The sequence below is a fragment of the Streptomyces katrae genome (assembly GCF_000717655.1).
Classification (GTDB): Bacteria; Actinomycetota; Actinomycetes; order Streptomycetales; family Streptomycetaceae; genus Streptomyces; species Streptomyces katrae_B.
The window spans coordinates 98,743-117,171 of record NZ_JNZY01000001.1 but is presented as its reverse complement, the minus strand read 5'-3'; the positions used below and the strand labels follow the sequence as shown (position 1 = coordinate 117,171).

The following is an 18,429-nucleotide window of genomic DNA, read 5'->3' as shown; positions in this document are numbered from 1 at the left end:
GAACGTCTCTTCACTCACCGGCGACCCACCCCAAGTCCCCTTGCGACGTGCGGCGGTTGCCGTTCTCACGCCTCGCCGGCGGCCTTCCGCGTGTGCAGCTGGCGCGCGACCTCGGCGATCGATCCCGACAGCGAGGGGTACACCGTGAACGCGTTTGCGATCTGCTCGACGGTCAGGTTGTTGTCGACGGCGATCGAGATGGGGTGGATCAGCTCGCTCGCGCGCGGCGACACGACCACACCGCCCACCACGATCCCGGTGCCGGGGCGGCAGAACAGCTTCACGAAACCGTCCCGGATGCCCTGCATCTTGGCGCGCGGGTTGCGCAGCAGCGGCAGCTTCACCACGCGGGCGTCGATCTTGCCGGCGTCCACGTCGGCCTGGGTGTAGCCGACGGTGGCGATCTCCGGGTCGGTGAAGACGTTCGAGGAGACCGTCTTGAGGTTCAGCGGGGCCACCGCGTCGCCGAGGAAGTGGTACATCGCGATGCGGCCCTGCATGGCGGCGACGGAGGCCAGCGCAAAGATGCCCGTCACGTCGCCGGCCGCGTACACGCCGGGCGCGGACGTACGGGAGACCTTGTCGGTCCAGATGTGCCCGGAGTCCTTGAGCCGGACCCCGGACTCCTCCAGGTTCATGTCCTTGGTGTTCGGGATCGCGCCGACGGCCATCAGGCAGTGCGTGCCGGTGATGACGCGGCCGTCGGAGAGGGTGACCTCGACCCGGTCGCCGACGCGCTTGGCGGACTCGGCGCGCGAGCGCCCGATGACGTTCATGCCGCGGCGGCGGAAGACGTCCTCGAGGACGGCGGCCGCGTCCGGGTCCTCGCCGGGCAGCACGCGGTCGCGGGAGGAGACCAGCGTCACCCGGGAGCCGAGGGCCTGGTACGCGCCGGCGAACTCGGCGCCGGTGACGCCGGAGCCCACCACGATGAGCTCTTCGGGGAGCTCGTCCAGGTCGTAGACCTGGGTCCAGTTCAGGATCCGCTCGCCGTCGGGCATGGCGTCCGGGATCTCGCGGGGGTGGCCGCCGGTCGCGATCAGCACGGCGTCGGCCGTGAGGATCGTCTCGGTGCCGTCGGCGGCGGTGACGATGACGTCGCGCGTGCCGTCGATGCCCTGCGGGCCGCCGAGCTTGCCGCGGCCCCGTACGACGCGGGCGCCGGCCCGGGTGACGGAGGCGGTGATGTCGTGCGACTGGGCGAGCGCGAGGCGCTTGACGCGCCGGTTCACCTTGCCGAGGTCGACGCCGACGACGCGCGCGGCCTGCTCGATGTGCGGGGTGTCGTCGGCGACGACGATGCCGAGCTCCTCGTACGACGAGTCGAAGGTCGTCATGACCTCGGCGGTCGCAATGAGGGTCTTGGAGGGTACGCAGTCGGTGAGGACGGACGCGCCACCGAGGCCGTCGCAGTCGACGACGGTCACCTCCGCGCCGAGCTGGGCCCCCACGAGGGCCGCCTCATACCCGCCGGGTCCGCCGCCGATGATCACGATCCGGGTCACGAAAACTCCGCCTCACGTCTACCCGGCCGGCTGCCGCCCCGGCCGGGGCTTCCGGGGGGTCTCCCCGGGGGATGCATTCCGTGCCCCATTGTCCCGCACGCTTCAAGGTGCTTCTCCCCCGGTCCGGCCATCCGTGCGCCGTCCGGGCACCATCCGGGCACGCGGCCATCCCCGCCCCTCCCGTACCCTCGACCTCATGTCGCTCTACGCCGCGTACGCCGGCAACCTCGACCCGCGGCTGATGACGCGCCGCGCTCCGCATTCGCCGCTGCGCGGCACGGGCTGGATCAACGACTGGCGGCTGACCTTCGGCGGTGAGCAGATGGGGTGGGAGGGCGCCCTCGCCACGATCGTCGAGGCCCCGAGGCACCAGGTGTTCGTCGCGCTGTACGACATCGCGCCGCTGGACGAGGACTCCATGGACCGGTGGGAGGGCGTCGGGCTCGACATCTACCGCCGGATGCGGATCCGCGTCCACACGCTGGACGGCGAGGAGGCGGCGTGGTGCTACGTGCTGAACGGCTACGAGGGCGGCCTGCCCTCGGCGCGCTACCTGGGTGAGCTCGCCGACGCCGCCGAATCGGCGGGCGCACCGCACGACTACGTGATGGAACTGCGCAAGCGGCCCTGCTGAGGCCTCCTCTCCCTTTGCGATGGGCCGAACTCGTCCGGTCGGCGCCCGGCCGCGGCGCGTCGGAAAGCGGTCGATTCGGCGGAAACGACAAGGCAACGATCCGAACACCGTGAGCTGCGCCATCTACGCGCGTAGGCAATGCTCGGCTACGCTCGTCTGCGTGAACGCATCTGTTACCGACCCCTTCGCCGACGCCACCGCCGCAGCCGCCCGCCTGCGTGAGCTGACCGGCGCCGAAACCCACGATGTCGCCCTCGTCATGGGCTCCGGCTGGGCCCCCGCCGCAGAGGCGCTGGGCGCACCCGACGCCGAGTTCCCCGTCACCGAACTGCCCGGCTTCCCGCCGCCCGCGGTCGAGGGCCACGGCGGCAAGATCCGCTCGTACAAGATCGGCGACAAGCGTGCGCTGCTCTTCCTCGGCCGGACCCACTACTACGAGGGCCGCGGCGTCGCCGCCGTCGCCCACGGCGTGCGCACCGCCGTCGCCGCCGGCTGCAAGACCGTCGTCCTGACCAACGGCTGCGGCGGTCTGCGCGAGGGCATGAAGCCCGGCCAGCCCGTCCTGATCAGCGACCACCTCAACCTGACGGCCGCCTCGCCGATCGTCGGCGCGAACTTCGTGGACCTGACCGACCTGTACTCGCCGCGCCTGCGCGCGATGTGCAAGGAGATCGACGAGACCCTCGAAGAGGGCGTCTACGTCCAGTTCCCCGGCCCGCACTACGAGACCCCGGCCGAGATCAACATGATCCGCGTCATGGGCGCCGACCTGGTCGGCATGTCCACGGTCCTCGAGGCGATCGCCGCCCGCGAGGCCGGCGCCGAGGTGCTCGGCATCTCCCTGGTCACCAACCTGGCGGCGGGCCTCTCCGGCGAGCCGCTGAACCACGAAGAGGTGCTCCAGGCCGGCCGTGACTCGGCCGCGCGCATGGGCAAGCTGCTGACCCAGGTCCTCGCCCGCATCTGAGGCACCGGAACCGTACGAGAAAAGACCGTACGAGAGACAAGGCGGAAGTAGTGCAGGAACAGGACGACCTGATCACCCGGGCCCGGGCCTGGCTGGCGGAGGACCCGGACCCCGAGACGGCCGAGGAGCTCACGAAGCTCATCGAGGCCGGGGACGTCACGGAGCTTGCGGACCGCTTCTCCGGCACCCTCCAGTTCGGCACCGCCGGACTGCGCGGCGAGATCGGCGCGGGCCCGATGCGGATGAACCGCTCGGTGGTCATCCGGGCCGCGGCGGGCCTCGCGGCCTACCTGAAGGCCCAGGGCCACGCCGGCGGCCTGGTCGTCGTCGGCTACGACGCGCGGTACAAGTCCGCGGACTTCGCCCGTGACACCGCCGCCGTGATGACCGGCGCGGGCCTGCGCGCGGCCGTCCTGCCCCGCCCGCTGCCGACGCCCGTCCTCGCGTACGCCATACGGCACCTGGGTGCCGTCGCCGGCGTCGAGGTGACCGCGAGCCACAACCCGCCCCGGGACAACGGCTACAAGGTCTACCTCGGCGACGGCTCGCAGATCGTGTCCCCGGCGGACACGGAGATCGCCGCGGAGATCGGGCGCGTGGACACCCTCGCCTCGGTCCCCCGTCCGGAGTCCGGCTGGGAGGACCTCGGCGACGAGGTCCTGGAGGCCTACCTGGCCCGTACGGACGCCGTCCTGACCCCCGGCTCCCCCCGGGGCGTGCGGACCGTCTACACGGCCATGCACGGCGTCGGCAAGGACGTCGTGCTGGCCGCCTTCGCCCGCGCCGGCTTCCCGGAGCCGGTCCTCGTGGCCGAGCAGGCGGAGCCGGACCCGGCCTTCCCGACGGTGGCCTTCCCGAACCCGGAGGAGCCGGGCGCGATGGACCTGGCCTTCGCCAAGGCCGCCGAGGCCGGGCCGGACATCGTGATCGCGAACGACCCGGACGCGGACCGCTGCGCGGTGGCCGTCCCGGACGACGCTTCGGCGACCGGCTGGCGCATGCTGCGCGGCGACGAGGTCGGCGCGCTGCTCGCGGCCCACCTGGTCCACAAGGGCGCGACGGGCGTCTTCGCCGAGTCCATCGTGTCGTCGTCCCTGCTGGGACGGATCGCGCAGGCGGCGGGCGTCGGCTACGAGGAGACCCTCACCGGCTTCAAGTGGATCGCCCGCGTCGAGGGCCTGCGCTACGGCTACGAGGAGGCGCTCGGCTACTGCGTGGACCCCGAGGGCGTCCGCGACAAGGACGGCGTCACGGCCGCCCTGCTGGTGGCGGAACTCGCCTCGGAGCTCAAGGAGCAGGGCCGCACGCTGACCGACCTGCTGGACGACCTGGCGATGGAGCACGGCCTGCACGCCACCGACCAGCTGTCGGTCCGCGTCTCGGACCTGTCGGTCATCGCCTCGGCGATGGCTGCGCTGCGGGCGCAGCCGCCGGTGTCGCTGGCGGGCCTGCGGGTCTCCTCGGCGGAGGACCTGAACCGGGGTACGGAGACGCTGCCGCCCACGGACGGCCTGCGCTACTACCTGGAGGGCGACTACAAGGCCCGGGTGATCGTGCGGCCGTCGGGTACGGAGCCGAAGCTGAAGTGCTACCTGGAGGTCGTGGTCCCGGTGGCGGACGCCGCGGACCTCGCACCGGCCCGCACCCGCGGCCAGGAGGTCCTGGACGCGATCAAGAAGGACCTGTCGGCAGCCGCGGGCATCTGATCCGTCACGCGCCGCTCGCACCGCTGCGCCGGACTCCGTCCGTCGGGTGCAGTCCCGGGGCTCCGGCCCCCGCCCGGCCCCGGTCCGTCCACCGGGACCCGGCCCCTCGGCCCCCTGAGCTCCGGCTCGGGGGGCCGTCGCCGTTTCGGTCGGGGGCGGGGGACGGCACCCCCCACCCCCTGGCCAGGGAGCTCAGGCGGCCGGGCAAGGGCCGAAGGCCCCGGGCCGGGCAGGGGCCGGAGCCCCCGGGCCGCAGCCGCCGGTCGGAGGCCGGCGCAGCGGCGCGAAGCCGGGGAGGCCCGCCAGGGCCGAGCGGTGCAAGCGGCGCGTCAAGAAGGTGCGGGGCTGGGCGTCGGGCGGACCAGTTCGCCCAGGGTGGGGACCGATTCCGGGCGGGAGCGGACGGCTTCCGTGCACTCCCATGCCCGCGGCGGATCCGCGTCCGGGCCGCCGAGGACCACCGGGCCCGGGCCCGCCGAGACGGCCTCGCTGCCCGCCAGCGTGCACACCACCTGCGACAGCGCGACCGGCGGCAGGTCCTCCGGCTTGCGGCTGAGCCGGATCGTGCCCGCCGGATCGCCCGGGCGCACCGGTGCGACCGTCAGCCCGTCGGGGACGGACGTCGTGAAGCCCGCGTCCCGCTCCTCCGCCGACGGCTCCCGCTCCAGCGCCTCCAGCAGCGCCTCGGCGACCAGCACGACGGGGTCGCGTACCGGCTTCTTCTCCGGCACCGGCACCACCCGTTCCACGCCGACCAGCTGCGATCCGCACACGAGCTCCACCGTGGCGCGGAAGCCCTGTACCCCGGTCTGCAGCTCCGGGGTGTCGCACGACACCCGCGAAGGCGCCGGACCGACGTCCACCGGCACCGTCGTCGCCCTGATGCCGCAGCCGGACGCCAGGCCCGACACGAGGCCCGACACCAGCAGGAGCACTGCCGCCCTACGCGTCCGCGTCACCGGCGATCACCTTCCCCACGTCCACCGGCAGCCGCAGCGTGAACAGTGCGCCGCCCTCCGGCCCGTTGGCGGCGGTGATGTCACCGCCGTGGATGTGCGCGTTCTCCACGGCGATCGACAGGCCCAGCCCGCTGCCGTCCGACTTCGGCCGCGAGGCGCTCGCCTTGTAGAACCGGTCGAAGACGTGCGGCAGCACCTCCTCCGGGATGCCCGGCCCGTTGTCCTGGACCGCGATGACCAGCCACTCGCCCTCGACGACCACCGACACCCGCACCGGCGAGCCGCCGTGCTTGAGCGCGTTGCCGATCAGGTTGGCGAGGATGACGTCGAGGCGGCGCGGATCGAGCCGCGCCACGATGCCGCGCTCGGCGTCGAGTTCGACCGCGTCGAGCCACGCCCGCGCGTCGATGCACGCCGTCACCTGGTCGGCGACGTCCACGTCGTCGAGCACGAGCCGTGCCGTCCCCGCGTCGAAGCGGGTGACCTCCATCAGGTTCTCCACCAGGTCGTTCAGCCGCCGGGTCTCGCTGACGACCAGCTTCACCGCCGGCGCGATCATCGGATCGAGGTCGTCGGCCTCCTCCTCCAACACCTCGGCGACGGCCGTCAACGCCGTCAGCGGAGTGCGCAGTTCGTGCGACATGTCCGCGACGAAGCGCCGGCTCGACTCCTCCCGGGCGCTCATGTCGGCGACCTTCTTCTCCAGCGCTTCCGCCGTCTTGTTGAAGGTGTGCGACAGATCGGCCAGTTCGTCGGTCCCCGACACCTCCAGCCGGGTGTCCAGCTCGCCCTCGCCCAGGCGCCGCGCCGCGTCCCCCAGCCGCTGCACGGGCTTGAGGACGGTCCGGGCCGCGGCCTGCGCCAGCAGCGCCGACCCGAGCAGCGCGAGACCCGTGGCGATGGTCAGCGACCAGCCCAGCGCGTTCAGGTCGTCCCGCTCCTGCGCCAAGGACTTGTACATGTAGCCGGTCGGCCCGCCGCCCACGATCCGCGTCCCGCCGACCAGGTACGGATTGCCGCGCGGCTTCGTCCGCTGCCAGTACACGTGGTACTCGGAGTCGTTGGCCGCCGTCGCCTTCTGCTGGTCGTTCACCGCACGCTGCAGCGAGGCCGGTACGTCGTCCAGCCCGAAGGAGTCGGGCCCGGCCGCGCCGAACACCTTGCGGCCGCCCCGCTCGTCGACCAGCAGCACGCTGTAGCCGGGGCTGCTGCCCGCCATCAGCTCGGCGGTGCGCTGCATCTCCTCGGGCGTCGGGTCGGCGGGCAGGGCCGCGGCCCGGTTCTGCATCTCCTGGCGGAAGTCGCCGAGGGCCGCGTCCTGGGTACGGGTGAGCACCGCCTCGCGGTTGAGCCAGTACGCGATGCCGGACGCGGAAACCGCGGCCACCAGCGCGACCAGGCAGAACACCATCAGGAGCCGCAGCCGCAGGCTGGTCCAGCGCCGGCCCGCGAACAGAGCTTTGATCACTGCGGCGAGTCCAGCCGGTAGCCGACACCACGAACGGTCCGGATGAGGGTCGGCGAGGACGGCACTTCCTCGACCTTGGCGCGCAGCCGCTGCACGCAGGCGTCCACGAGCCGGGAGTCGCCGAGGTAGTCGTGCTCCCAGACCAGCCGCAGCAGCTGCTGCCGGGAGAGCGCCTGCCCGGGCCGGCGGCTGAGCTCCAACAGCAGCCGCAGCTCGGTCGGCGTCAGTTGGAGGTCCTCGCCGTTCTTCGTGACCGTCATCGCGGCCCGGTCGATGACCAGGGAGCCGAAGACCGCGGAGTCGGTGGCCTCCCGTTCCCCACGGCGCAGCACGGCCCGGATCCGGGCGTCGAGCACCCGGCCCTGGACGGGCTTGACGACGTAGTCGTCGGCGCCGGACTCGAGGCCCACCACCACGTCGATGTCGTCACTGCGCGCGGTGAGCAGGATGATCGGCAGCTGGTCGGTGCGGCGGATCCGCCGGCACACCTCGAAACCGTCGATCCCGGGCAGCATCACGTCCAGCACGATCAGGTCCGGCCGCTGCTCGCGCAGCAGTTTCAGGCCGTCCTCGCCCGTCGCCGCGGTGGCCACACGGTGGCCCTGGCGAGTCAGGGAGAGTTCGAGGGCCGTGCGGATGGCGTCGTCGTCCTCGATCAGCAACAGGAAAGGCACGGGCTCATTCTGTCCCATCGACCGTTCGGAGTTCGACCGTCGGGTGCACGGGATCGCACAGAGGTCGCTGTGACAGGCCTGTGACAGTCGGCGGACACCCCGGTTAAGTCGGCCGGGCAGTCTTCTACCAACGAAACCGAGCAGGACCCGAAGCAGACTCCACGACGGGGGGCGCGAGATGAACACGCTGCACAGCACCACCACCAGCGCGGTTGTCACGCGGCTGCACGATGTGAACCGCCGGGCAGGTGTCCGTTCGGTGACGGTCGCCCGTCCGCGGCCGGCGCACACGGTGGCCATCGACGCGAACACGTACCGGCCTTCCGTCCCGGAGAAGCACACGCCCGAGCTCTCCTCCACCTCGGAGGCCGAGTTCACGGCGTACGTCCAGGAGCGGCGTGCCGCCCTGTACGCGACGGCCTTCCACCTGACCGGTGACCGTTACGAGGCCGAGGACCTGCTGCAGAGCGCGCTGTTCTCGACGTACCGCGCCTGGGACCGGATCAGCGACAAGGCCGCCGTCGGCGGGTACCTGCGGCGCACGATGACGAACCTGCACATCAGCGCGTGGCGCCGGCGGAAGCTGAACGAGTACCCGACCGAGGAGCTCCCGGAGACGGCCTCGGACACGGACGCGATGCGGGGTACGGAGCTGCGCGCGGTGCTGTGGCAGGCGCTGGCCCGCATCCCGGAGCCGCAGCGCACGATGCTGGTGCTGCGCTACTACGAGGGCCGCACGGACCCGGAGATCGCGGAGATCCTGGGCATCAGCGTCGGCACCGTGAAGTCGAGCATCTGGCGGTCGCTGCGGCGCCTGCGGGACGACGAGGTGCTGAGCTTCGGCCGCGACGAGGCGGAGTCCTTCGAGGAGCTCGTCGCGTAACGCGGCACACCACAGACCATGGGCCAGGGGGGCCGTCCTACGGGGGTGGGACGGGGGCCTGCGGGGGGAGAAGGCGGGATCAGGCGGCCGGGGGTCCGCATGATCCCGCCTTCTCGTTTCACTACGCCGGGGCGGCCGTGCGGTGGCGGCCGGCTGCGCAGGCGGCCAGGCGGCCGAGGGCCTCGTCGCGGTTGCAGGCGTGCGCGCCCAGGGCGATGTGGCGGGTCACGATGCCCCGTTCCGCCCGCATCAGCCGCCATCCCCTGCGCAGCAGGAACGGCAGTGACTTGCGGCCCTCGCGCAGGTCCCGCATCAGCCTGCGCCGGAACGTCGTCGACGGCCGCCCGCGCAGGCAGATGGCGTCCGCGAGCAGCCCCAGCTCCTGGCACCGGGCCACGATGTCCGCCGCGAAGATCCCCTCCGCGATGAAGAGCGGCGTGCGGGAGATGTCCAGCGTCTCGGTTCCCGTACGGGAGGACGTGGCGATGGAGTACACCGGCACCTCGGTACGGCCTGCCGCGCAGAGTTCCACGATCGCGGCGACCGCCACGTCCGCGTCCCAGGACAGCGGGGAGTCCCAGTCGATGTCGGAGCTGCCCTCGACCAGCGGGAGGGTCGGGTCGTCGGCCTCCTTGTAGAAGTCGTCCAGGCGGAGCACCGGCAGCCCGGAACGGGCAGCCAACCTGGACTTGCCGGAGCCCGAAGGCCCGGTCAACAGGACGACACGCGTAGGCAAAGGAGAGGAAGAGCTCACGGGACACCAGTCTGAACCATTCCCCCGCGCAGGGGATGCCTCCGGTGGCCGGTTGGTATCCAGGATCACACCTCAACTACGCTGCGTGCGCACGCGACTACGACCTCAGGCGGGAAACCCAATGGCACGTCACGCAGCCCCCGGCAGCTCCACCCTGCGCTCCGCAGGCCTCACGCTCTCCCTGGCCGGCGCGGCCCTCGCCATGGCCGCGGGCGGGGCCCAGGCCGGTGAGCTCTCGGTCCCGGCGGCCCTCGCCGGGGCCACCGACCCGATCGCGAACCTCAAGGTGAACCCCCTGGCGCACACCGGGGTGGACCCGCTCGACAACGGGGTGGCCACCAAGGTCGCCGACTTCCCGGCGGTCGGCACCACCATGGTCACGGGGATCCTGACGCAGGGGCCGTCCATCGGCGAGCTGCCCGAGACGGCCGCGTCCTCGCTGCTCGGCCCGCTGCTGCCGAAGTAGCCCGCAAAGGGGCACGAAAAGGGCCCCGGCAGCGCGGGGGACGCTGCCGGGGCCGGTTTCGGAGGGGGACCCCTAGTACGAGGATCCGCCCGAGCCCAGCGAACCCGTGGGGTGCCAGACCGTCTTCGTCTCCAGGAACGCCGTCATGCGCGACGTGCCCGGGTCGGCGTTCCAGTCGTCCACAGGCTGTGGACGCAGGACGCGCTTGAGGTTGTCGGCCGCCGCGATCTCCAGCTCCTTGGCCAGCGCCGTGCCGGCACCCGCCAGGTCGATCGCGTTGACGTCCTGGTGGGACGCCAGGTGCGGGCCCATCTCGGAAGCCTTGCCGGACAGGATGTTGACGACGCCGCCCGGCAGGTCGGAGGTGGCCAGCACCTCGCCCAGGGACAGGGCCGGGAGGGGCGCCTTCTCCGAGGCGATCACGACCGCCGTGTTGCCCGTCGCGATCACCGGGGCGATCACCGAGATCAGCCCCAGGAAGGACGAGTCCTGCGGGGCCACGACCGTGACGACACCGGTCGGCTCCGGGGTGGAGAGGTTGAAGAACGGGCCCGCGACCGGGTTGGCCCCGCCCACGATCTGGGCGATCTTGTCCGTCCAGCCCGCGTACCAGACCCAGCGGTCGATGGCCGCGTCGACGACCGCGGCCGCCTTCGACTTGGACAGGCCCTCGGCCTCGCCGACCTCGCGGACGAACTGCTCGCGGCGGCCCTCCAGCATCTCGGCGATGCGGTAGAGGATCTGCCCGCGGTTGTACGCGGTCGCGCCCGACCAGCCGCCGAAGGCCTTGCGGGCCGCGACGACCGCGTCACGCGCGTCCTTGCGGGAGGACAGGGGGGCGTTGGCCAGCCACTTGCCCTTGGAGTCGGACACCTCGTACACCCGGCCGCTCTCGGATCGCGGGAACTTCCCGCCCACGTACAGCTTGTAGGTCTTGAAGACGTTCAGACGCGTGGTCGTCTCAGACATCGAGGTAGCCCTCCAGGCCGTGGCGACCGCCCTCGCGGCCGAAGCCCGACTCCTTGTAGCCGCCGAAGGGCGAGGTCGGGTCGAACTTGTTGAACGTGTTGGCCCAGACGACACCGGCGCGGAGCTTGTTCGCGACCGCGAGGATGCGGCTGCCCTTCTCCGTCCAGATGCCGGCGGACAGGCCGTACTGGCTGTTGTTGGCCTTGGCGACGGCCTCGTCGGGCGTACGGAACGTCAGCACCGACAGGACCGGGCCGAAGATCTCGTCACGGGCGACGGTGTGCGCCTGGGTGACGTTCGTGAAGAGCGTCGGGGCGAACCAGTAGCCGGACGACGGCAGCTCGCACGCCGGGGACCAGCGCTCGGCGCCCTCCGCCTCGCCGGTCTCCGCGAGCGCGGTGATCCGGGCGAGCTGCTCGGCGGAGTTGATCGCGCCGATGTCGGTGTTCTTGTCGAGCGGGTCGCCCAGGCGCAGGGTGCTCAGGCGGCGCTTGAGGGAGTCCAGCAGCTCGTCGTGGATCGACTCCTGGACCAGCAGGCGCGAGCCCGCGCAGCAGACCTGGCCCTGGTTGAAGAAGATGCCGTTGACGATGCCCTCGACGGCCTGGTCGAGGGGGGCGTCGTCAAAGACGATGTTGGCGCCCTTGCCGCCCAGCTCCAGGGTGACCTTCTTGTCCGTACCGGCGATCTGGCGGGCGATGGCCTTGCCGACCGCGGTCGAGCCGGTGAAGGCGACCTTGTTGACGTCCGGGTGCTCGACGAGGGCCGCGCCCGCGTCGCCGTAACCCGTGAGGATGTTGACGACGCCCTTGGGCAGGCCGGCCTGGCGGCAGATGTCCGCGAAGAACAGCGCGGAGAGCGGGGTGGTCTCGGCGGGCTTGAGGACGACCGTGTTGCCGGCGGCGAGCGCCGGGGCGATCTTCCACGCCAGCATCAGCAGCGGGAAGTTCCACGGGATGACCTGGCCGGCGACGCCCAGCGGGCGCGGGTTCGGCCCGTAGCCGGCGTGGTCGAGCTTGTCGGCCCAGCCCGCGTAGTAGAAGAAGTGCGCGGCGACCAGCGGGAGGTCCGCGTCGCGGGTCTCCTTGATCGGCTTGCCGTTGTCCAGGGTCTCCAGGACGGCCAGCTCACGGCTGCGCTCCTGGATGATCCGGGCGATGCGGAAGAGGTACTTGGCGCGCTCGGAGCCGGGCAGCGCGGACCAGGTGGCGAACGCCTTGCGGGCGGCCTTGACGGCGCGGTCGACGTCGGCGGCGCCGGCCTGGGCGACCTCCGCGAGGACCTCCTCGGACGACGGCGAGACGGTCTTGAAGACCTTGCCGTCGGCGGCGTCGGTGAACTCACCGTCGATGAAGAGCCCGTACGAGGGGGCGATGTCGACGACCGAGCGGGACTCGGGAGCCGGTGCGTACTCGAATGCAGATGCCATGGTGATCAGTCCACCGTCACGTAGTCGGGACCGGAGTAACGGCCGGTGCTCAGCTTCTGGCGCTGCATCAACAGGTCGTTGAGCAGGCTGGAGGCGCCGAAGCGGAACCAGTGGTTGGACAGCCAGTCCTCGCCCACGGTCTCGTTGACCAGGACCAGGAACTTGATGGCGTCCTTGGTGGTCCGGATGCCGCCGGCCGGCTTCACGCCGATCTGGATTCCAGTCTGCGCCTTGAAGTCGCGGACGGCTTCGAGCATCAGCAGCGTGTTGGCGGGGGTGGCGTTGACGCCGACCTTGCCGGTGGAGGTCTTGATGAAGTCGGCGCCCGCGAGCATGCCGATCCAGGAGGCCCGGCGGATGTTGTCGTACGTCGACAGCTCGCCGGTCTCGAAGATGACCTTGAGACGGGCGGCGCTGCCGTCGGGGCGCACGCACGCCTCCTTGACGGCCTTGATCAGCTCGTACGTGTCCAGGTAGCGGCCGGCGAGGAAGGCGCCACGGTCGATGACCATGTCGATCTCGTCGGCGCCCGCGGCGACGGCGTCACGGGTGTCCGCGAGCTTGACGGGCAGCGCGGCGCGGCCGGCCGGGAAGGCCGTCGCGACGGAGGCCACCTTGACGTCGGCGCCGTTCAGGGCGGCCTTGGCGGTGGCCACCATGTCGGGGTAGACGCAGACCGCGGCGGTCATCGGCGTCGAACGGTCGGTCGGGTCGGGATGGACGGCCTTGGCGGAGAGCGCTCGGACCTTGCCCGGGGTGTCCGCACCCTCAAGCGTGGTCAGGTCGATCATCGAAATGGCCAGGTCAATGGCGTACGCCTTGGCCGTGGTCTTGATCGAACGGGTACCGAGCGCGGCCGCGCGGGCCTCCAGGCCGACGGCGTCTACGCCGGGCAGCCCGTGCAGGAAGCGGCGCAGCGCGCTGTCGGACGTCGTCACGTCAGCGAATGCGGTGAGGGTGGTGGGCATGGTCACAAGATGAGCATATCTACGCGCGTAGCGGCCTGTCACCCCCCGGGCCCGCACATCTGTGCGGGCTTGGCCACATCCGGGCGCGGCGAGGGCCCGGCCGGGTCCGCGCCTGCGGACCGCTGACCTCCGCTTTTCCTGTTGCACGGCGAGGACGGGAACCCGGCCGTCCGGTCGAACAGGATCCGTAAATTTCTCTTCGGCAGCCCACCGGAACCAAGGCCGTCGCCCCGGGCGAGACCGGTCCGGCCGTGCTGATCGGGCACTTCGACACGGCTGGAACCGGTCGGCATGAAGAGCTTCCCGACCGCCAAGGTGTACGGGAACACCGCGCGCCCCGAGCTGCGGCCGATCACCTGCGGCGACGAGATCACCGACGGCCACCGCCCCGACAACGTCGTCGTGTACGCCGATCTCGTGGGCTGAGACGGCTTGAGGCAGAATCGGGCGCATGAGCAGCCAGCAGCCCACTGATGAACCGGTGTACGACGACCGGGTCTACCGCTCCCCCATGGCCGTCGTCACCGGCGTTCTGCTGCTCGCGCTCATCGCGTGGCTCTGCGGGGACGCCATCGTGCGGGGATCGGGGAACGCCCGGTGGTTCGCCGCGGCGATCGCCCTGCTGGCCGTACCGCTGACCGTGGCCTTCACCATCCGGCCGGCGGTCTTCGCCAACGACAACCGGATGCGCGTACGGAACCCGTTCCGGGTCATCGAGCTGCCGTGGGCCGCCGTGGACGCGGTGCGTGCCGGGTACTCGGCGGAGGTGCTGGCCGAGGGGTCGAAGTACCAGCTGTGGTCCGTCCCGGTCTCGCTGCGGGAGCGGAAGAAGGCGAACCGGCAGCAGTTCTCCCGCCGCGGCGGGCTGACCGGCAAGGGACTCGGCGCGCCCGAGGGCGGCGACGCGGCCGCCGCCGCCGAACCATCGCGGGCCCACGCGGACCAGGTGGTGGACGAGCTGCGCGAGCTCGCCGAGCGCGGCGCCTCGCGGGCCGGCGCCCAGGGCAGCGTGCGCGTGCGGTGGTCGTACGAGGTCATCGCGCCCGCCGTCGCGGGCGCGGTGTTCCTGATCGTCCTCTTCGCCACCCGCTGACGGGGCCCGGCTGCTCCTAAGGACTGCCCCGTCATCCCCGGTGGGTCAGCGCACGGCGTCGGATACGGTGCATCGCAAGGCGGAGGGGCGACCCCATCCTGGGCGTATTCGGGCGTTCCGACAACGCGGCGAGGTGCCGTAGCCGGCGTCGTGCGCCCGCCGGGGATTACGGGACAGCCCTTAGGCGCGGGGGATGCCGAGGCCGGCGAGGGCCGCGGACAGGGCGCGGCCGCAGAAGCCGGCCACGATCGTGTGCAGCGGCCGTCGTGCGCCGCCGCTCGCTGCTGTGCGTCGTACGTTGCTGCGTCGTGCGGGCATGGCTGTTCTCCTTCGGCTGCCACCGGTGGACCGCGCCCACTGTGCGGGGCGACGTCGGCGGCGGAGGCGGGTGCAGCGCCGACCCGCCGTGGTTTCATCCGATCGGATCGTCATATGCCGTCCGCTCGCCGGATCCGACCGGAACCGCAGCCACCGGGCGCTGCGTCCTCGCAGGTGTGCAGCGCAATGAGGTCGGCCGCAGTGCCGCCACCGCCATTCACCTCCGGCTCCGGCTCCTGGGCGGGGGGCTGCTGGTCGCTCATCTCCTCCTCGTCGGCTGGCTGACCCTGCGGCCCCTGGACGTGCCCTGGGCGGCCGCCGCCAATCTGGCCCCGCTGGAGGGGATCCGGGCGGACCTCTCGTACGGGCCGCTCGAGGCGGCCCGGCGGATCGGGGAGGGGCTGGCGCTGCTCGCCCCGCTCGGGGTACTGCTGCCGCTCGTCAACGGGAACCTGGCTCCTTCGCCGCTGGCCGCGTGGTCCTCGCTGGGCCGGACGGCGGCCGCGGGCGCGCTGGTCTCGCTCAGCATCGAGATGCTGCAGAGCGCGGTGCCCGGGCAGGTGGTCGACGTGGACTCGGTTCTGCTGAACGGTCTCGGCGTGGTGCTCGCGCACGTGGCCGTCGTACCGGCCCTCCGGGCGCGGCTGCGGCGCTCGCAGCGGTCGCAGCGCTCCTCTCAGGGGTCCACCCCGAGAATTCCCAGGGTCGGCCTCGGTCCGTGGACCGACGTTCTGTCGGCAGTGCCGCGGGAGTATTGAGGTAACGCGGGAGCCGCCGCATACCGATTCGGCGGCCCGCAGAGCCCACAGAGGAGAAACCCATGAGCGCCATTGCCCGCCCCCGTGACGGCCGCTGGATCGGCGGCGTCTGCGCCGGACTGGCGCGCCGCTTCGGAATTTCCGCGAATACGATGCGCCTGATATTCGTCGTGTCGTGCCTGCTGCCCGGCCCGCAGTTCCTGATCTACCTGGCGCTGTGGGTGCTCCTGCCGAACGAGAAGTCCGCCTCCCACGCCTGGTAGCCCGTCCGGGCTGCTCAGCGCGCGCTGCGGACCTTCTCGAGCTGCTTGTCCGCCACCTCGTGCGGGACCTGCGGCTTCTGCCGGTCCGCCGCCACGTTGAGGGCCATCAGCCTCACGATCGTGGCGCCTTGGCGTACGACGACCACGTGCACCTGCGCGGAGACGCCCTGGGCGGCCGCGGTCGTGGTCCAGCTGACGCTCTCGTCGCCGACCGTCTTGTACTCGGCCGACCGTACGTCGCGGTAGCTGCCGCTCTGCTTGTCGACGGTGGCGGAGAAGCCCGTACCGCAGGCGGCGACCGCGTCCTTCAGCCGGGCGATCAGCGCCTTGGCGTCGCTCTCGGCGTAGGAGCTGACGGAGGCGGAGACGGCGAGTCCCACCTGCTTCTGGGAGCCGACTCCGCGGTTGACGGTCTCGCGGGCGGCCGGGTCGGGCTTGTCGCCCATGATGTCGGCCAGGGGCTGGCAGGCCTTGCGGTCGGCCTGAGGCTGGCCGTCGGGGGCGTTCGGGTTCTTGCCCTGTGCGGAAACCTGGTAGCCGGGCAGATCACCCTGTTCGAGCGCGGAGCGCTCCAGCTTGCTCGCCGCGGCCTTCGGCGCGGCCGAGCCGCCCGGGGCGCCGCCCGGGGAGGCGGCGGGGGAGTCGGCGGGGGCGGAGCCCTTCGGGTCGGGCGTCTTGCCGGCCGCGGGGGCGTCCTTGCTGCTGCATCCCACGGCTCCCAGGAGGAGGGCGGGGAGCAGGGCGGCGGTGGCCGCTGCGACCGTGACTCGTGCGTTCAAGCGCATGACCGATGACCTCATACCCAGTGCGTCGGCGGGCAGTTGGTGGTGATCGTGGCACACGGCACGCCGTGGCACACACCCGATCGAACCGGCGTGCGCCACGTGCGTGCGCGTACGAAAAATCCGCAGGCGAACCCGCGTCCGGATCCGCACGCGGATCCGGCGGGGATCAGCCGCCGAGCGCGCCACCGACGGGCAGGCCGCCGAGCGTGGGGCCGACCGCGTCGGTGAGCTGGTTGAGGGGGCTGGCCACGTCGCTCTGCTGGCCGCCGTCGGGGGTGACCTTCTGCTGGCTCGTGAGCCCCTGGGTGGCGCCGGTCACGGTGCCCAGCGCGTCGGAGAGGCCGATCGCGGGCACGGCGGCCGACGCGGAACCGGCGGCGGCGGCGACGAAGGCGGCGCCGAGGGCGGCGGCACCGAGAGTCTTGGCAGCTGACTTCTTCATGAAGATTGAGTCCTTGCGACGGGGAATTGAGCGGCTCCGCAAACTAGTCACTTCAAACCCCCGGCCGCAAACATACGTAAATACGAGAAAGCGCCCGGGAATTGCCTTCCCCGGGCGCCTTCCTTACGTCATGCCGTGGCCTAGACCGAGACAGAACCACTGGTCGAAGCGGTCTGCTGGAACAGCCATTCCGACTTCAGCTCCGCATAACCGGGCTTGATGACCTCGTTGATCATGGCCAGTCGTTCATCGAAAGGAATGAAGGCGGACTTCATCGCATTGACGGTGAACCACTGCATGTCGTCGAGCGTGTAGCCGAAGGTGTCGACCAGGTGCTCGAACTCGCGGCTCATGCTGGTGCCGCTCATCAGGCGGTTGTCCGTGTTGACCGTCAGGCGGAAGTGCAGCTTGCGCAGCAGGCCGATCGGGTGCTCGGCGTACGAGGCGGCCGCGGCGGTCTGCAGGTTCGAGGTCGGGCACATCTCCAGGGGGATGCGCTTGTCCCGGACGTACGAGGCCAGGCGGCCCAGGGTCACGGAACCGTCCTCGGCGACCTCGATGTCGTCGATGATCTTCACGCCGTGGCCCAGGCGGTCGGCGCCGCACCACTGCAGGGCCTGCCAGATCGACGGCAGGCCGAAGGCCTCGCCCGCGTGGATGGTGAAGTGGTTGTTCTCGCGCTTGAGGTACTCGAACGCGTCGAGGTGGCGGGTGGGAGGGAACCCGGCCTCGGCGCCGGCGATGTCGAAACCGACCACGCCGTTGTCGCGGTAACGGTTCGCCAGCTCGGCGATCTCCAGGGCGCGGGCGGCGTGGCGCATCGCGGTGAGCAGCGCGCCGACGCGGATGCGGTGGCCGCTGGCCTTCGCGCGGCGCTCGCCCTCGCGGAAGCCGTCGTTCACGGCCTCGACGACCTCTTCGAGGGTCAGGCCGGCTTCCAGGTGCTGCTCGGGGGCGTAGCGGATCTCGGCGTACACGACGCCGTCCTCGGCCAGGTCCTCGGCACACTCGGCGGCGACGCGGAACAGCGCCGCCTTCGTCTGCATGACGGCGCACGTGTGCGCGAACGTCTCCAGGTAGCGGGGCAGGGAGCCGGAGTCGGCGGCTTCGCGGAACCAGATGCCGAGCTTGTCGGCGTCCGTCTCGGGAAGGCTCTCGTAGCCGGCCTCGCGAGCCAGCTCGATGATGGTCCCGGGGCGCAGGCCACCGTCGAGGTGGTCGTGGAGCAGCACCTTCGGGGACCGGCGGATCTGATCCGGCGTCGGCAGGTTGGGGGTCTCGCTCGTCATCCGGGCACTCTACTCCTACGCGCGTAGAGCAACGTGTCGGCGACGGGGGTCGATACGTAACAGAGACCGTACGGACGGGTCGCGTACACCTGTCAGTCT

Annotated in this window: 20 protein-coding genes and 1 pseudogene; 9 read left to right on the top strand and 12 right to left on the bottom strand. The window is 71.6% G+C overall.

The genetic code is table 11. From position 1 onward, the window contains the following. Nucleotides 1–65 precede the first annotated feature (65 nt). The gene (locus IF09_RS0100580; protein WP_030290802.1) at nucleotides 66–1,505 is read right to left on the bottom strand and encodes an NAD(P)H-quinone dehydrogenase; all 1,440 of its coding nucleotides are present in this window, start codon (nucleotides 1,503–1,505) and stop codon (nucleotides 66–68) included. A gap of 196 nt (nucleotides 1,506–1,701) precedes the next feature. Between IF09_RS0100580 and IF09_RS0100575 the strand changes: the two genes are divergently transcribed. The 3 genes from IF09_RS0100575 (at nucleotide 1,702) to IF09_RS0100565 (ending at nucleotide 4,812) form a co-directional block, all read left to right on the top strand. Continuing rightward, nucleotides 1,702–2,139 (top strand): gamma-glutamylcyclotransferase, encoded by a 438-nt coding sequence (locus IF09_RS0100575; RefSeq protein ID WP_030290800.1) that lies wholly within the window; start codon nucleotides 1,702–1,704, stop codon nucleotides 2,137–2,139. A gap of 160 nt (nucleotides 2,140–2,299) precedes the next feature. After that, on the top strand, nucleotides 2,300–3,106 hold the full coding sequence (locus tag IF09_RS0100570) for a purine-nucleoside phosphorylase (RefSeq protein ID WP_030290798.1): 807 nt from the start codon (nucleotides 2,300–2,302) through the stop codon (nucleotides 3,104–3,106). A 50-nt stretch (nucleotides 3,107–3,156) separates the two neighbouring features. After that, complete coding sequence (locus IF09_RS0100565; RefSeq protein ID WP_030290796.1) at nucleotides 3,157–4,812, top strand: phospho-sugar mutase; 1,656 nt, start codon at nucleotides 3,157–3,159, stop codon at nucleotides 4,810–4,812. A 329-nt stretch (nucleotides 4,813–5,141) separates the two neighbouring features. Here the strand turns inward: IF09_RS0100565 and IF09_RS0100560 are convergent, their stop codons facing one another. Genes IF09_RS0100560 through afsQ1 form a run of 3 tightly spaced genes read right to left on the bottom strand, consistent with a single transcriptional unit; the run spans nucleotide 5,142 to nucleotide 7,913 of the window. After that, nucleotides 5,142–5,771, bottom strand: coding sequence for a hypothetical protein (locus IF09_RS0100560; protein WP_030290794.1), 630 nt, complete (start codon nucleotides 5,769–5,771; stop codon nucleotides 5,142–5,144). Then, nucleotides 5,755–7,182, bottom strand: a complete 1,428-nt coding sequence (locus IF09_RS0100555) for a sensor histidine kinase (RefSeq protein WP_234320857.1) — start codon at nucleotides 7,180–7,182, stop codon at nucleotides 5,755–5,757. Before IF09_RS0100555 ends, IF09_RS0100560 begins: the two co-directional genes overlap by 17 nt. A gap of 53 nt (nucleotides 7,183–7,235) precedes the next feature. Then, nucleotides 7,236–7,913, bottom strand: coding sequence for a two-component system response regulator AfsQ1 (gene afsQ1 / locus IF09_RS0100550; RefSeq protein ID WP_030290789.1), 678 nt, complete (start codon nucleotides 7,911–7,913; stop codon nucleotides 7,236–7,238). A 178-nt stretch (nucleotides 7,914–8,091) separates the two neighbouring features. Here afsQ1 and IF09_RS0100545 point away from each other — a divergent pair, with 178 nt between their 5' ends. Further along, nucleotides 8,092–8,796 carry a SigE family RNA polymerase sigma factor gene (locus tag IF09_RS0100545; RefSeq protein WP_030290788.1) on the top strand — a complete coding sequence of 235 codons (705 nt, stop codon included), beginning with the start codon at nucleotides 8,092–8,094 and terminating at the stop codon, nucleotides 8,794–8,796. A gap of 121 nt (nucleotides 8,797–8,917) precedes the next feature. Here the strand turns inward: IF09_RS0100545 and IF09_RS0100540 are convergent, their stop codons facing one another. Then, on the bottom strand, nucleotides 8,918–9,616 hold the full coding sequence (locus IF09_RS0100540) for a uridine kinase family protein (RefSeq protein WP_078612999.1): 699 nt from the start codon (nucleotides 9,614–9,616) through the stop codon (nucleotides 8,918–8,920). 55 nt (nucleotides 9,617–9,671) lie between these two features. Between IF09_RS0100540 and IF09_RS0100535 the strand changes: the two genes are divergently transcribed. Further along, the gene (locus IF09_RS0100535; RefSeq protein WP_037633583.1) at nucleotides 9,672–10,016 is read left to right on the top strand and encodes a hypothetical protein; all 345 of its coding nucleotides are present in this window, start codon (nucleotides 9,672–9,674) and stop codon (nucleotides 10,014–10,016) included. 72 nt (nucleotides 10,017–10,088) lie between these two features. On the opposite strand, the gene IF09_RS0100525 is transcribed toward IF09_RS0100535, so the two are convergent. The 3 genes from IF09_RS0100525 to deoC are packed head-to-tail and all read right to left on the bottom strand — an operon-like array spanning nucleotide 10,089 to nucleotide 13,382. Then, a complete protein-coding gene (locus tag IF09_RS0100525; RefSeq protein WP_030290778.1) occupies nucleotides 10,089–10,985 on the bottom strand; it encodes an aldehyde dehydrogenase family protein in 897 nt (298 codons plus the stop codon). After that, nucleotides 10,978–12,414, bottom strand: coding sequence for an aldehyde dehydrogenase family protein (locus IF09_RS0100520; protein WP_030290772.1), 1,437 nt, complete (start codon nucleotides 12,412–12,414; stop codon nucleotides 10,978–10,980). The genes IF09_RS0100525 and IF09_RS0100520 overlap by 8 nt, the downstream gene beginning before the upstream one ends. A gap of 5 nt (nucleotides 12,415–12,419) precedes the next feature. After that, nucleotides 12,420–13,382, bottom strand: coding sequence for a deoxyribose-phosphate aldolase (deoC, locus tag IF09_RS0100515; protein ID WP_106974968.1), 963 nt, complete (start codon nucleotides 13,380–13,382; stop codon nucleotides 12,420–12,422). A gap of 215 nt (nucleotides 13,383–13,597) precedes the next feature. Here deoC and IF09_RS42470 point away from each other — a divergent pair. Both IF09_RS42470 and IF09_RS0100505 read left to right on the top strand, forming a co-directional pair. After that, nucleotides 13,598–13,808 (top strand): annotated as a pseudogene (locus IF09_RS42470) (class F sortase); the annotation flags it as partial. Between the two features lie 25 nt (nucleotides 13,809–13,833). Then, nucleotides 13,834–14,475, top strand: coding sequence for a PH domain-containing protein (locus IF09_RS0100505; protein WP_030290768.1), 642 nt, complete (start codon nucleotides 13,834–13,836; stop codon nucleotides 14,473–14,475). A 180-nt stretch (nucleotides 14,476–14,655) separates the two neighbouring features. Here IF09_RS0100505 and IF09_RS45410 read toward each other — a convergent pair whose 3' ends face one another. After that, complete coding sequence (locus IF09_RS45410; protein WP_158709887.1) at nucleotides 14,656–14,793, bottom strand: hypothetical protein; 138 nt, start codon at nucleotides 14,791–14,793, stop codon at nucleotides 14,656–14,658. A 176-nt stretch (nucleotides 14,794–14,969) separates the two neighbouring features. On the opposite strand from IF09_RS45410, the gene IF09_RS0100495 reads away from it, so the two are divergent. Together IF09_RS0100495 and IF09_RS0100490 are read left to right on the top strand one after the other, a co-directional pair. Then, on the top strand, nucleotides 14,970–15,551 hold the full coding sequence (locus IF09_RS0100495; protein ID WP_030290766.1) for a VanZ family protein: 582 nt from the start codon (nucleotides 14,970–14,972) through the stop codon (nucleotides 15,549–15,551). Between the two features lie 62 nt (nucleotides 15,552–15,613). Then, nucleotides 15,614–15,814 carry a PspC domain-containing protein gene (locus IF09_RS0100490; RefSeq protein WP_030290764.1) on the top strand — a complete coding sequence of 67 codons (201 nt, stop codon included), beginning with the start codon at nucleotides 15,614–15,616 and terminating at the stop codon, nucleotides 15,812–15,814. 14 nt (nucleotides 15,815–15,828) lie between these two features. Here the strand turns inward: IF09_RS0100490 and IF09_RS0100485 are convergent, their stop codons facing one another. The 3 genes from IF09_RS0100485 to IF09_RS0100475 all read right to left on the bottom strand — a co-directional run bounded on the left by IF09_RS0100485 (nucleotide 15,829) and on the right by IF09_RS0100475 (nucleotide 18,330). After that, nucleotides 15,829–16,599, bottom strand: a complete 771-nt coding sequence (locus IF09_RS0100485) for a hypothetical protein (RefSeq protein ID WP_030290757.1) — start codon at nucleotides 16,597–16,599, stop codon at nucleotides 15,829–15,831. 166 nt (nucleotides 16,600–16,765) lie between these two features. Next, nucleotides 16,766–17,041 (bottom strand): hypothetical protein, encoded by a 276-nt coding sequence (locus IF09_RS0100480; RefSeq protein WP_030290756.1) that lies wholly within the window; start codon nucleotides 17,039–17,041, stop codon nucleotides 16,766–16,768. A gap of 140 nt (nucleotides 17,042–17,181) precedes the next feature. After that, entirely contained in the window at nucleotides 17,182–18,330 is a 1,149-nt protein-coding gene (locus tag IF09_RS0100475) for an adenosine deaminase (protein ID WP_030290755.1), read from the bottom strand. Between the last annotated feature and the right edge of the window lie 99 nt (nucleotides 18,331–18,429).

Excerpts from the sequence above, each read along its gene's own strand:
- IF09_RS0100525 (WP_030290778.1), bottom strand. The coding sequence starts at position 10,985 with ATGTCTGAGACGACCACGCGTCTGAACGTCTTCAAGACCTACAAGCTG.
- IF09_RS0100475 (WP_030290755.1), bottom strand. The coding sequence starts at position 18,330 with ATGACGAGCGAGACCCCCAACCTGCCGACGCCGGATCAGATCCGCCGG.
- IF09_RS0100505 (WP_030290768.1), top strand. The coding sequence starts at position 13,834 with ATGAGCAGCCAGCAGCCCACTGATGAACCGGTGTACGACGACCGGGTC.
- IF09_RS0100535 (WP_037633583.1), top strand. The coding sequence starts at position 9,672 with ATGGCACGTCACGCAGCCCCCGGCAGCTCCACCCTGCGCTCCGCAGGC.
- IF09_RS0100485 (WP_030290757.1), bottom strand. The coding sequence starts at position 16,599 with ATGCGCTTGAACGCACGAGTCACGGTCGCAGCGGCCACCGCCGCCCTG.
- IF09_RS0100555 (WP_234320857.1), bottom strand. The coding sequence starts at position 7,182 with ATGGTGTTCTGCCTGGTCGCGCTGGTGGCCGCGGTTTCCGCGTCCGGC.
- IF09_RS0100490 (WP_030290764.1), top strand. The coding sequence starts at position 15,614 with ATGAGCGCCATTGCCCGCCCCCGTGACGGCCGCTGGATCGGCGGCGTC.
- deoC (WP_106974968.1), bottom strand. The coding sequence starts at position 13,382 with ATGCCCACCACCCTCACCGCATTCGCTGACGTGACGACGTCCGACAGC.
- IF09_RS45410 (WP_158709887.1), bottom strand. The coding sequence starts at position 14,793 with ATGCCCGCACGACGCAGCAACGTACGACGCACAGCAGCGAGCGGCGGC.
- IF09_RS0100480 (WP_030290756.1), bottom strand. The coding sequence starts at position 17,041 with ATGAAGAAGTCAGCTGCCAAGACTCTCGGTGCCGCCGCCCTCGGCGCC.
- IF09_RS0100545 (WP_030290788.1), top strand. The coding sequence starts at position 8,092 with ATGAACACGCTGCACAGCACCACCACCAGCGCGGTTGTCACGCGGCTG.
- IF09_RS0100575 (WP_030290800.1), top strand. The coding sequence starts at position 1,702 with ATGTCGCTCTACGCCGCGTACGCCGGCAACCTCGACCCGCGGCTGATG.
- IF09_RS0100520 (WP_030290772.1), bottom strand. The coding sequence starts at position 12,414 with ATGGCATCTGCATTCGAGTACGCACCGGCTCCCGAGTCCCGCTCGGTC.